Source organism: Chitinophaga sp. (assembly GCF_039596155.1).
In the GTDB taxonomy this organism is placed as follows: Bacteria; Bacteroidota; Bacteroidia; order Chitinophagales; family Chitinophagaceae; genus Chitinophaga.
This window is the reverse complement of sequence record NZ_JBCNKF010000028.1, coordinates 14574-27543: the sequence shown is the minus strand read 5'-3', so window position 1 is coordinate 27543 and position 12970 is coordinate 14574. Positions and strand designations below refer to the sequence as shown.

Genomic DNA, 12970 nt, shown 5'->3' with positions numbered 1-12970 from the left:
AAGATGCGATTGTCCAAAAGTGAGCCTTTAGATACTTTTATTCAAGATCCTGAAATGGAAAAAAAGACGAACAGCAAGAAGAATGCACCAGAAAAAAAGAAAATGATCCCCCGGGACGTTAGCTGGCTCGCCTTTAATGCCAGAGTATTACAGGAAGCAGCTGACCCCAGTGTACCATTACATGAACGTATCCGGTTCTTAGGTATTCATTCCAATAACCAGGATGAATTTTTCCGCGTACGCGTAGCCACCCTTCGCAGAATGCTTTCTGTAGGCAAATCAGCCCGCATGCACCTGGAAGAAAACCCCGAACAGATCCTGGACGATATCCATGACCTGGTCATTGATCAGCAGCGTGAATTTGACCGCATCTGGGACGGCATTGTAGATGAACTGAAAGAACAGAAGATCTTTATCCGTACGGAAAAGCACCTGAGCAAGGAGCAACAGAAATTCGTTCTCAATTATTTCAATGAGGAAGTGCGTACCAATATCATCCCGCTGATGATTGAAAGTATCCCGCAGTTCCCGTTACTGCGCGATAAATCTATCTATCTTGCGATCGTACTTGCCAGGCAGGATAACTCTGTCAGACAAAAGTTTGCCCTGATAGAAATTCCGACTTCGGTCCTCCCCCGCTTTATCATCCTGCCATCCAAAGACGGCGAACGGGATATCATCCTCATTGAGGACGTGATTCGATTCTGCCTGCCTCATATCTTTTCTTATTTTGGTTACGATAAGTTCAACGCCCACATCATCAAGGTGACCCGCGATGCGGAGCTGGATATAGACAATGACATTTCCACCAGCCTCATTCACCAGATCGAAAAGGGGCTGAAAGACCGTCGTAAAGGGAAACCGGTACGCTTTGTTTATGACAAGGATATCGATCCCCTGTTGCTCGAATACCTCATGCGCCGTATGGGGCTTACCCCTGGCGACAACCTGATTCCGGGTGCCAGGATCCATAATTTCAAAGACTTTATGGATTTCCCGAACTCCGTATTTGCAGAGAAAACCAGCTCTATGCGCAAGAGCTTCGTGCATCCTTTATTTGCCGAAGCAACGAGCGTGATGCATGTGATACAAGGCCAGGACGTGATGCTTCACACGCCTTACCACTCTTTCGATACCATCATTGACCTGCTGCGTGAAGCCGCCATCGATCCGAATGTGGTCAGCATCAAGATCACTGCTTACCGGCTGGCCCGCAATTCCAGGATCGTAAATGCCCTGGTGAATGCAGTACGTAATGGAAAACAGGTGACTGTATCCCTCGAGTTGCGTGCCCGCTTCAATGAGGCAGACAACCTGGAATGGAAAACGAGACTGGAAGATGAAGGTGTAAAAGTGCTGATTGGTATTCCAGGTCTGAAAGTACATGCCAAGATGTGCGTGATCAAAAAGAAAATCGGTACAAAGACCATTCAGTGTGGTTTTGTCGCTACCGGTAACCTGAATGAAAAAACAGCCCGTGTATATGGTGACCATTGGTTGCTGACTGCCAACAGAAGCATCCTTGCCGACATCAACCGCGTCTTCTCCTACCTTGAAAGTCCCAAGCACGATCCAAAAATACTCTCTGCCTGTAAGACGCTGGCGGTAAGCCCGATCAGTATGCGACCTTTCTTCGTGAAGATGATCGAAAAAGAAATCAAGCTGGCGAAGAACAAGAGCGGCGGAGAGATGATCATCAAGATGAACTCCCTCTCAGATCCGCAAATGATCAACCTCCTGTACGAAGCGGCCCGGGTAGGCGTAGACGTGAAAATGATTATCAGGGGTATCTGTTGCGCATATACGGAAAATAAGAAATGGAAGAAAGACATCACTGCTATCAGTATTGTGGATGAATACCTGGAACATGCCAGGGCATTCGTTTTCAGAAGTGGCGTATACATTTCCTCCTGCGACTGGATGGTGCGTAACCTTGACCACCGTGTGGAAGTTGCAGTTCCTATCTTCGATCTTTCTATCCAGCAGGAAATCAAAGATATCCTTGCCATACAGCTGAGTGGTAATGTGAAAGCGAGAATACTCGACAATGAGCAAAAGAATGAGTATAAGCGGGATAACGGCAAGAAGGTCAGGTCACAGATCGAGATATTCAAATACCTGCACGAAAAGCAGTATAAATAATGCAATAACGCTGTTAGTGCTGTTTGTTGTGCAATGCCACCCGCAGGTGTTCCTGCCCGCCATTAATTACCGATACCGTAGGGTCTTTGTAATTAATGGCGGTTTTGTTTGGAGGCTGTCCGTAAAGTACTGTCGTGTAACACCTGTTTTGAAACACAGCATTCGCTGAAATTGACAATTACCCAGCTATAAAAGTTTTTCGGCGTAGTTCACTGCACTTGCAATACTTTTAATAATTAAATAACACTAGCACTCATCCCTGTTTTTGTTGATCCTGAATAGATAAACAAGTATCTTTGCCCATTATGAAGCTTGCTGCTATTGACATAGGCTCTAATGCCGCCCGGTTATTGATTTCAGAAGCATCGCCCAACAGTCAGGGACGTATGGACTTTACAAAAGTAAACCTGGTGCGCGTGCCTTTAAGGCTGGGTATCGATGTTTTCAGCACCGGCCTCATTTCTCCTAAAAGAGCGGAACACCTGATCAGTACGATCAAAGCCTATAAACTCCTGCTCGAAGTATACGAAGTAAAATACCTGAAAGCCTGTGCAACGAGTGCCATGCGCGATGCCGGCAACGCTGCTTCGATCCTGGATGATGTGAAGCGCGAAACGGGTATTGATATAAAAGTTATATCCGGCCAGGAAGAAGCCTCTTTCCTCTACGAAAGTCACATCGCCGAGAACCTCGACAAGTCCCGCTCTTATATGTATATAGACGTGGGTGGCGGTAGTACGGAAGTGACAATCTTCAGTAAGAATACACTCGTACACAAGACATCATTCAATATCGGCACGATCCGCCTTCTCCAGCAGCAGGTTACAGATGCACACTGGCAGTATATGAAGGAGACCATCAAGCAGCAGATCAGGAACGTAGGCCCTGTGACAGCTATTGGTTCCGGTGGTAATATCAACAAGGTCTTCTCTCTTTCCAAACGCAAGGAAGGAAAACCACTCACCCTCGATGTGCTGAAAGATTATTACAAAGAGTTCAGCAGTTTTTCAGTAGAAGAAAGAATTCACCTCTATAATTTAAGGGAGGACCGGGCAGACGTGATCGTACCGGCCCTGCAGATCTATGTTAATATTATGCGGTGGGCAGGCGCAGAAGAGATCTTCGTACCTAAAATCGGGTTGGCCGACGGCCTGATCCAGTCCCTGTACGGAGAAATCACATCAATTTAAATATTTTCCCTACCTTAACACCCTTTTTTAACAACAAGATAAGAGATGTCTACGCATAAAGAAGTTAAGCGGATCACAACGCATATCCTTCAGCGGATGAAGGATGAAGGGGAAAAGATTTCAATGATCACAGCCTATGATTTTTCCATGGCCCGCATTTTTGACGATGCAGGTATGGATGTTTTGCTGGTAGGTGATTCAGCAGCGAACGTAATGGCCGGTTATGAGACCACCCTGCCTATTACCCTGGACCAGATGATCTATCATGCGGCTTCGGTAGTAAGGGCTATTAAGCGTGCTTTTGTAGTGGTAGATCTGCCATTCGGTACTTACCAGGGCAATTCCAAGGAAGCCCTGATGTCTACCGTGCGTATTATGAAAGAAACCAGCGCGCATGGTGTAAAGATCGAAGGGGGTGAAGAAATACTGGAATCAGTAAAACGTATTATATCTGCCGGGGTACCTGTGATGGGACACCTGGGCCTGACACCTCAGTCTATCAACAAATTCGGTACTTACTCTGTACGTGCCACTGAAGATGCGGAAGCCGAAAAACTCCTGCGCGATGCCAGGTTGTTGGAAGAAGCGGGTTGTTTTGCCATTGTACTCGAAAAGATCCCGGCCCTGCTGGCTAAGAAAGTGGCGGAAAGCGTACGCATCCCTATCATCGGCATCGGCGCCGGTAAATATGTAGATGGGCAGGTACTGGTCATGCACGACTTACTGGGCATTAACAAGGACTTCAAGCCGCGCTTCTTAAGGAGATACCTGAACCTGTACGAGACCATCCTGGGTGCTTCCAAACAGTATATCAGTGATGTGAAAGCGAAGGATTTTCCGAATGACAGCGAACAATATTAATAGTAACGAACGCTTCTGCCCCGGCAGGAGCGTTCTGCTAAAATAACCTACCTTTACCCCAGTTCCACAAACTAAACCTGAGTTATGTTAGACTATGTACTGAACGGCCTGATGCAACGGTATCAGGAGCGTGTTCCTGACGTTGCTGCCATCATTGCAGCCATGATCAATGAAGATGTTATTCAGATCGCAGAAGACATTGAAAATGACCATATTGCTTTCAGAACCATCGGTGTGCCCCAATTAGGCATTCAATCGCTGGAAAAGATCTTCCTGCACTATGGCTACACAAAACAGTCACCTTACCATTTCAAAGAAAAGAAACTGGATGCATACTGGTATGCACCACCGGCACCAAAGTACCCGCGCATCTTCATCAGCGAGTTGCGGGTGCAGGACCTGAGTGCGGAGGCACAAGGCATCATTACCAGTTATACAGACGAAGTAAAGGTGGACCCGGTGGAAAAACTGGACCTGGACAATGGCCCTGAAGTAGACCTGTTTTTGCACAGCGCACTCTGGAGAACCCCTACCCTGGCTGATTACCAGACACTGGCAGCAGAGAGTGAATATGCCGCGTGGGTTATTTACAACAGGTACTATTTAAATCACTTTACCATCAGTTTGCAGAACCTGCCCACAGGATATAACACTGTAGCCGATTTCAACCAGTTTTTGGAGAGAAATGGATTTAAATTGAATGACTCAGGTGGTAAGATCAAAGAAAGCCCGGATCACCTGTTATTGCAAAGCAGTACGGTTGCGAAGATGATCCCTGCTACCTTTGCAGAGAGTAAGACACAGCAGATATCGGGGTCTTATGTGGAGTTTGCAGAGCGCAGGGTATTACCACAATTTGCACATTTACCGGCCAGTGAAATAAAACGCGAGCACCGGAGAGAAGGTTTTGAAGCAGGGAATGCAGACAAGATCTTTGAAAGTACATATAGTTCGCAGACACAACGGTAGTGCGCATTACAAACATCCAACACCAAAACAGCCGGGTACATACAGCCCGGTAAAAACATATATTTGCACCATGATACAAGACATTCTGAACCAGTTCCATATCACTCCTCAAAATAGTGGTGTCAGTACAGGCATACAATGGTTAAAAGCCTATGGCGATGTCATCGGGGCCAATTCTCCGGTAGATGGTAAACATATTGCACAGGTCACCGCTGCCAGTCGTGCGAATTATGAACAGGTAGTAGCGACAGCTGCAGCTGCTTTTAAAGAATGGCGGTTGTGGCCAGCGCCACGCCGTGGTGAAGTAGTGAGACAGGTAGGTGAAGCATTGCGCAAAAATAAAGAGGCACTGGGAAAACTGGTGTCTTACGAAATGGGGAAGAGTCTGCAGGAAGGGTATGGTGAAGTGCAGGAGATGATTGACATCTGCGACTTTGCAGTAGGTCTTTCCCGCCAGTTGCACGGGCTGACGATGCATTCTGAACGTCCGGGTCACCGGATGTATGAGCAGTGGCATCCGCTGGGTATTACGGGTATTATTTCCGCATTCAATTTCCCGGTAGCCGTATGGAGCTGGAATTCTATGCTGGCATGGGTATGTGGGGATGTATGTATCTGGAAACCATCAGAAAAGACGCCGTTATCTGCCATCGCGTGTCAACAGATCATGCAGGAGGTGTTAAAGGCGAACAACGTACCGGAAGGGGTGTGTTGCCTGCTGGTGGGGAATCGGGATGCCGGTGAATGGCTGGCAGCAGATACCCGCGTACCGTTGGTATCGGCCACTGGTTCTACCCGTATGGGCAAAGCAGTGGCAGCAGTAGTAGGTGCACGTCTGGGGCGTTCCCTGCTGGAGTTAGGGGGAAACAATGCTATTATTATTTCTAAAGATGCAGATCTGGATATGTCATTGATCGGTTGTGTGTTTGGTGCAGTTGGTACAGCGGGGCAACGTTGTACGACTACCCGCCGGCTGATCATTCATGAGAGTGTGTATGATGCGTTTACCCAAAAGCTGGTGAAAGCATATGGTCAGCTGAAGATCGGGAATCCGCTGGATGAGCATAACCACGTGGGGCCGTTGATTGATCAGGATGCCGTGAGGATGTACGAGCATGCAATTGCGGAAGTGCAGAAAGAAGGTGGCCGGATACTGGTAGAGGGTGGTGTACTGACTGGCGGGGAGTATGCTTCCGGCTGTTATGTTAAGCCATGTATAGCAGAAGTGGAGAATCATTATAAGATTGTGCAGCACGAGACGTTTGCGCCGATATTATATGTGATGAAATACAAGACACTTGAGGAGGCCATTGCATTGCAGAATGGGGTACCGCAGGGGCTTTCTTCTTCAATTATGACGCTGAACCTGCGGGAGGCGGAAGCGTTTTTATCGCATGGCGGATCTGATTGTGGTATTGCGAATGTGAATATAGGTACGTCAGGAGCGGAAATTGGAGGGGCATTTGGTGGTGAGAAAGAGACAGGGGGTGGTAGAGAAAGTGGCTCTGAAGCCTGGAAGGCGTATATGCGGAGACAGACGAATACGATTAATTATTCGACGCAGTTGCCGCTGGCGCAGGGGATTAAGTTTGATTTGTAAACGGTTTATTGATATTTGAAAGCGCATTTACCTCCGGGTAAGTGCGCTTTTTTTATGTGTCTGCTTTTACATTTTCAGTACACCAATAGTATACTATAAGTACACTAAAAGTACACTTGTATATCAAATCGATATCGAAGTGCCCATATAGTGATTATTAAGTGATGTATTAGTACTCAATTGGTATAAAAGAAGCACTGAATACTCGAACTAAGCAGTAACATTGATATTGTAACCTCAAAATTGTTTGTTATGGCTCTTGTTAAAGACAACATGCTGCTTCAACTCGTCAAAGGTTCGCTTGGCGGTCAGCTCACTATTTACGAACGGAACGGACAGATTATCATGGCGAAGAAACGCGGTCCGTCCAGAAAAAAACCAACCAGCAAGCAAATGGAAGCCAGGTATAAGCTCATGGAAGCTGCAGCTTATGCAAAGGAGATGCTAAAAGACCCGGAATTAAAGGCGTATTATCAATCAAAAGCCGGTCCGGGACAGAATGCCTATAATATGGCGATAAAGGATGCGTACCGGTCTCCTGCAGTACAGCAGGTGAAGCTGGAAGATGATACGGTGGTAGTAACTGCCAAAGATGAGTTCAGGGTGGCAGCTGTGGAAGTGCGGGTGTTGGACGCTGCAGGGGTGATACTGGAAAGAGGCCAGGCTGTTTTAGGCAGGAATGGTGTGGATTGGAGTTATGTAATAGCTAATGTGGCGGCCGGAAATAAGGTGATAGTGGTAGCAGCAGATCTGCCCGGAAATGAGACCGTTTGTGAGGTTCAATTAGAATAGATACATCAGCAGGTTTAGTTAAAGGTGCCGGGTGGCCCCAACGAATTATTGCGTTTGCAGTGATTTGAGGGGATGCTTTTTATTGTCTGAGGTACTCGGTGAGCTAACGAATTATTGTGTTTGCAGCGATTTGAGGGGATGCTTTATTTTATGAGGTACTCGTTGAGCCAATGAATTATTGCGTTTGCAGCGATTTGAAGGGATGCTTTTTATTGTCTGAGTTACTCGGTGACCCAACGAATTATTGCGTTTGCAGTGATTTGAGTGGATGCTTTTTATTGTCTGAGTTACTCGGTGACCCAACGAATTATTGCGTTTGCAGTGATTTGAGTGGATGCTTTTTATTGTCTGAGGCACTTGTAACCCAACTAATTATTGCGTTTGCAATGAGTTGAAGTGGATGCTTTTTATTGCCTGAGCAATGATATAAAATAAAATCATATCGAGCCGCATTCAGCCATCCGGCAGGTACCATTTACAACACCTCACCAATCATACAGACATAAAAATAGCGAGGTTAGAGAACCTCGCTTTTTCGTTAAACGGAAACCATGCTTATGAGAAAAATAACTGGCACCAGTACGGCGTCCAAATTATTCTTCCAGCACTAAATTTTACACTTTTTTCTGGAATTTCATATTCTACTTTCGTGCTACTTTCCTGCCTATATTTCAGCAGTTTAGCCCCCAAACGCTTGCACTGCTGTGCCCGTAGCCACTTTCCAAAGAATAGTACCCCCTGCCAGATAATGAAAAATATTTTATAATATTCAGTAATTTCATTCTACGTATAGGTACTTCCCCCCATCTACCACGAGATTCTGCTGATCATAACATTCTTTTTCACCCCTTCACCAATTCGTCTTATCTTGGCCCACTACACTTTAATTTACCTTTAACCTTTTATGGTATTCGTATTGTTATGCTTATTGTGAAAAAAAACAGACCAATGAAATCTAGCGGAGCAATAGCAGTCATGGCAGGATGTGTTGCGATGATGACTGCACTTACAACTAACACGGCTTATGCTCAGGGTAAAGCAGTACCTAAAAACTGGCACTTGCTCGACTACGCTGCTGATAGCGTATACGGTACCAGCGTGCAGCGTGCCTACACTGAACTGCTAAAGGGTAAGAAAAGCACCCCTATTGTCGTAGCAGTGATCGACTCTGGTATCGATACCCTGCACGAAGACCTGAAGTCCATTCTATGGATCAATCCCAAAGAAATTCCCGGGAATGGAATTGACGATGACAAAAACGGGTATGTTGATGATGTACATGGATGGAATTTCCTTGGCGGTAAAGATGGCCGCAGCTTAAAAGATGATTCCGATGAAGCTACCCGCGAATACGTAAGATTAAAGGAGAAATATGTAAACCCGGACTCCGCACTGGACCATAGCTCTAAAGAATATGCATATTGGCAAAAGGTATCAGGCAAAATCACCAGGCCTTCTGCTGAAAGCAAAACGACTTACAAAGCCATGCTGAAACTGCAGGAAAATGTGAATAAGGCCAGTAGCCTGCTCACCACTTACCTGCACCAGAATGACTTCAATGTACCGAAACTGGACAGTATCCAGACAACGGACCAGGATGTGATGGTGGCTAAGAATTTTATGATCCGCCTGTTCAACAGTACCGGTGATTCTACCATTAACTACGCTGACTTCAAGCCTGAGTTTGAAGAATACATCGAAGACCTGAAGAAGAAAGCGGAGATCTCTGATAACTATACACCTAACGCAAAACGCGCTGATATCGTTGGTGATAATATCAATGATATCAATGATAAATATTACGGCAACAATGACGTAATGGGCCAGTTTGGCTACCATGGCACCCACGTATCAGGTATTATCGCGGCAGCGAGAGAAAATGGTGTAGGCATGGACGGTGTTGCTGACAATGTAAGGATCATGGCCGTAAAAGCCGTACCAGACGGCGATGAACGTGATAAGGATGTGGCTCTTGCTATTCGCTATGCGGTAGACAATGGTGCACGTATTATTAACATGAGCTTTGGTAAATCATTCTCTCCTCATAAAGAGTGGGTAGATGCCGCATTTAAATATGCCGCTGCACACAATGTTTTACTGATCCATGCAGCGGGTAATGACGGTAAGAATGTGGATAGCACGGACAACTTCCCAAACACTGATTTCCTGGATGGTACAACAGCTACGAATGTTATTACTGTAGGTGCCAGCAGCAATGGTAAAACAGGTGCGAAAGTGGCCAGCTTCTCCAACTATGGCAAGCGTACCGTGGATCTGTTTGCACCAGGCGTACAGATTTATGCTACCCTGCCGGGAGGTAATAAATATGGCAGTCTGAGTGGAACCAGTATGGCTTGTCCGGTTGTAGCAGGCATTGCTGCACTGGTATGGTCTTACTATCCTGACCTGTCAGCTGAACAGATCAAATATGTATTGCTTAAATCCGCGCAACCATTGCCTGATGGTACGAAAGAGGTGAATAAACCAGGCGCTGGCGGACAAATGGTCCCTTTTGCTGACCTGTCTGCCACTGGTGGGTTGGTAAATGCGTACGATGCCCTGAAACTGGCAAGTACACTGAAACCGGAGAAGATCGAAAAGCTGGGTAAGAAACCGAAGGTAATGAAGATTAAAAAAGGATAATTATCTGCATAAAAAAGGGCTTTTGCTGGTAGCAAAAGCCCTTTTTTTATGATAACAGCTTTGTTAACGGATCCTGATTTTGAAGGGATACCTGTAGATCACCCCATCATTCGCTTTCAAAGCGGCAATCACCGAAAATACCACGTTCACGATCCAGACGATGGATAACAGTCCCCAGCTTCTTCCTGAGAAGTGAAAATTGCTGGTAAACGGGTTGAAAAGCCAGAATGATAACGCAAACATGCCGGAGATAATAGCTGCTATTATTCTCAAAACGAAGCCTGCAATACTCATGACAATCTGAAATCCCAGTGCTTCTCTTCCGATCTCATTAATGAAAGAGGATTGGTCCCGTTTGATCAGCCAGAGGATCAGTACGGCGATAATATTTCCTACGGGTGAAATGATGCTCATGCCGATAATGCCAGCAAGGCTAATAAAAATGCCCCAGGTTTTTTCTTCTTTTTGGTCCATTGGTATAAATTGGGTGTAGCAATAAATGTAAGGGTAAAAACAAAAACTACAAACCTATAAGCCGGATTCTGTTCAGCTGTCCTGCGACAACTGATGCTATCATTTATCTGCGATGACGTTCGCACGCCACCTGTATCTGCCTACCCTCGGTCATTGGACGAGCCGCCCTCATCGACCGTATACATGGCATTTCAGCACGCAAGGTTTACCCTTCTGTTATGTTGCCATCCCAGAACGTGGGCTCTTACCCCACATTTTCACCCTTACCCTGTACAAGACAAGGCGGTCATTTTCTGTGGCACTGTCTGTGACCTGTACGCCTCATCAGCGACGAGGTGAACAGGTCCCCACCAGTTAGGTGGTGCGTTGCCCTATGCTGTCCGGACTTTCCTTACCAGTTGCCTGGAACGATAGCACGGTTTGTAGTTTTTGCAAAAATATAAAAATCCGGGACGGTTTTCAATGCCGCTAACGAATTAAAGATCATTATGGGACTGCCTGCCTGTGCCGCCCTCCGCTTTAGGAATGTTTAAAGAAGATCTCAGTCGCACCAAATCCATATCTCGGATGGTACTCGTTCGCAAACTTATCTACTTCCGGTGTATCCTTCAGGATCTTATGAATCTCATCCTTCAGTCTGCCTTTCCCAACGCCATGGATCACAAACATGGTATGTTGATGGTGAGATATCGCCAGCTCCAGGTAGCGTACAAATTCATTCAGCTGTATGGCCAGGATCTCAATATTCTTCATGCCTTTCCAGTCCGGTGTGAGTTGCTCAATATGCAGATCCAGCTCGTATTTTGGCGTCATTGGCACTTCTGGAACAGTGTTAGTGGTCACCGTCGTTCCACCTGCAGAGAACTTACCAATCGACGAAGTATCGAAATCATTTGCTGATTTCTCCGGCTTTGGAGGGAACTTCTCGAACAGTAAATAACTTAATGTAGCATTCCTTCTGGCTTGTAAATCACTTAGTTGCTGGAAAATCTGCTTGGTCTTGATCTTCCAGGTCTTCTGGAAGGAAGGTGCCAGTTTAGGATCTGGTTCTTTCGGATAAAAAGTGAATTCTATTCTCGGGCCGTCATTCAATGCTTCAAAGGGAAGATCGCTAAGATAGAAATTAGTAAAAGGTTGGATCTCATTCTTCATTTCCAGCTCCAGCTGGTTCTTGAGATAAACCTGGAAATGAAACTTCCAGGCGGTATTGGTCTCATTTGCGAGATGAAACTTCAGTAACTCCACATTTTCTTCATATCCTTCAACCCGGAATACGGGTAATACAGACAGGAAGACGCCTTTGTCCATTCTGAAAGTATCCTGTTTCTTTTCAGGCTTAATATCGAAACCAGCTTTTCTGGCGGGTGGATTGCCATTCTTTGGCGTAGTGGTAAACCGGTGAAAATAAGGGAAATCGATCTGATCCAGGTATACCGGGAACGTCACCTTGCCGATCTCTACCATCACCATATCGGCGTTGATGATATCGACAACAGTGCCTTCTTCTTTTGAGTGAAGCAATAATATCTTATCTCCAATCTCGTACTTCATGATTACTACACTGCGGCTCTTGTAGACAGACGACAGGATTCCCTGCTACCTGTATCGCAGTGCCGCAAAACTACATAAATTATGGGACTCTTACCTGTTTGCGGCGATGCCGGGTAGTGTGGAAGGTGGATGAGGCAGGGAATTGACGGGGCCGTACGCTTCGCGTCATGACCTTACCAGGGTAGTTTTAGCGGGCTACCCCAGTGAGCATCGCTCATGCGTTTCCCATGAGCAGGTTCTCCTGCCCGGGCAATTGGAAATAATCAAACGACAAATGCTAATACATCAAAACTATACCGTTACATCCGCTCATGCAGGATGCCTGCGCATATAGCCATCATATGAAAGGGGGCCACTGCCTTCTACTAAAAATACCAAAAGCAACAGCAGAACAAGGATAGAAAGGCCGGATTCGTTGTGCACATTAAATAACCCTGTCGGGATATGCACAAAGATAAGGGCGCCAAGAAGAATGGGGATCTGTGCAAGGACAGCTGCTCTGGTAAGGAGGCCGAATGTAATAAGGACTCCGCCCAGCAGATGAGCAAAGACAATGTAATGAGCAAGCCAGAAAGATAACACCGTGATAAACGGGCTTTGGTTTATCACTGCTTTGAGCACATCAATATTTTGAATGAATACAACTCCTTTCCAGAACAAAAATATTCCAAGGAGAACGCGAACACCATCTATCCATTTAGGATGATGCGATTCGCCCCAATGGTCAATTCGCTGTAGCAGGTTCATA

The 12970-nt window shown here is 46.0% G+C and carries 10 protein-coding genes and 1 other RNA gene; 7 read left to right on the top strand and 4 right to left on the bottom strand.

Going from position 1 to position 12970, the window contains the following annotated elements:
- The first annotated feature begins 54 nt into the window (after positions 1 to 54).
- From ppk1 to ABDW33_RS23445, 7 genes are all read left to right on the top strand, one after another.
- Positions 55 to 2142: a polyphosphate kinase 1 gene (gene ppk1 / locus ABDW33_RS23475; protein WP_343692540.1), complete on the top strand. Its 2088-nt coding sequence runs from the start codon at positions 55 to 57 to the stop codon at positions 2140 to 2142.
- Between the two features lie 305 nt (positions 2143 to 2447).
- The gene (locus ABDW33_RS23470; protein WP_343692539.1) at positions 2448 to 3332 is read left to right on the top strand and encodes an exopolyphosphatase; all 885 of its coding nucleotides are present in this window, start codon (positions 2448 to 2450) and stop codon (positions 3330 to 3332) included.
- Positions 3333 to 3377: 45 nt separating this feature from the next.
- Positions 3378 to 4193 (top strand): 3-methyl-2-oxobutanoate hydroxymethyltransferase, encoded by an 816-nt coding sequence (gene panB, locus ABDW33_RS23465; protein ID WP_343692538.1) that lies wholly within the window; start codon positions 3378 to 3380, stop codon positions 4191 to 4193.
- 84 nt (positions 4194 to 4277) lie between these two features.
- Positions 4278 to 5162 carry a DUF1338 domain-containing protein gene (locus tag ABDW33_RS23460; RefSeq protein ID WP_343692537.1) on the top strand — a complete coding sequence of 295 codons (885 nt, stop codon included), beginning with the start codon at positions 4278 to 4280 and terminating at the stop codon, positions 5160 to 5162.
- 70 nt (positions 5163 to 5232) lie between these two features.
- Positions 5233 to 6762 (top strand): aldehyde dehydrogenase family protein, encoded by a 1530-nt coding sequence (locus tag ABDW33_RS23455; RefSeq protein ID WP_343692536.1) that lies wholly within the window; start codon positions 5233 to 5235, stop codon positions 6760 to 6762.
- A 252-nt stretch (positions 6763 to 7014) separates the two neighbouring features.
- Positions 7015 to 7554, top strand: a complete 540-nt coding sequence (locus ABDW33_RS23450) for a hypothetical protein (protein WP_343692535.1) — start codon at positions 7015 to 7017, stop codon at positions 7552 to 7554.
- Positions 7555 to 8502: 948 nt separating this feature from the next.
- Entirely contained in the window at positions 8503 to 10197 is a 1695-nt protein-coding gene (locus ABDW33_RS23445) for a S8 family peptidase (protein ID WP_343692534.1), read from the top strand.
- Between the two features lie 63 nt (positions 10198 to 10260).
- On the opposite strand, the gene ABDW33_RS23440 is transcribed toward ABDW33_RS23445, so the two are convergent.
- The 4 genes from ABDW33_RS23440 to ABDW33_RS23425 all read right to left on the bottom strand — a co-directional run bounded on the left by ABDW33_RS23440 (position 10261) and on the right by ABDW33_RS23425 (position 12969).
- Positions 10261 to 10671: a DUF4870 domain-containing protein gene (locus tag ABDW33_RS23440; RefSeq protein WP_343692533.1), complete on the bottom strand. Its 411-nt coding sequence runs from the start codon at positions 10669 to 10671 to the stop codon at positions 10261 to 10263.
- A gap of 41 nt (positions 10672 to 10712) precedes the next feature.
- Positions 10713 to 11098, bottom strand: an RNA gene (gene rnpB / locus ABDW33_RS23435) — RNase P RNA component class A.
- A 92-nt stretch (positions 11099 to 11190) separates the two neighbouring features.
- Positions 11191 to 12222 (bottom strand): Smr/MutS family protein, encoded by a 1032-nt coding sequence (locus ABDW33_RS23430; RefSeq protein ID WP_343692532.1) that lies wholly within the window; start codon positions 12220 to 12222, stop codon positions 11191 to 11193.
- A gap of 309 nt (positions 12223 to 12531) precedes the next feature.
- Positions 12532 to 12969, bottom strand: coding sequence for a DoxX family protein (locus ABDW33_RS23425; protein ID WP_343692531.1), 438 nt, complete (start codon positions 12967 to 12969; stop codon positions 12532 to 12534).
- Position 12970: the final 1 nt, after the last annotated feature.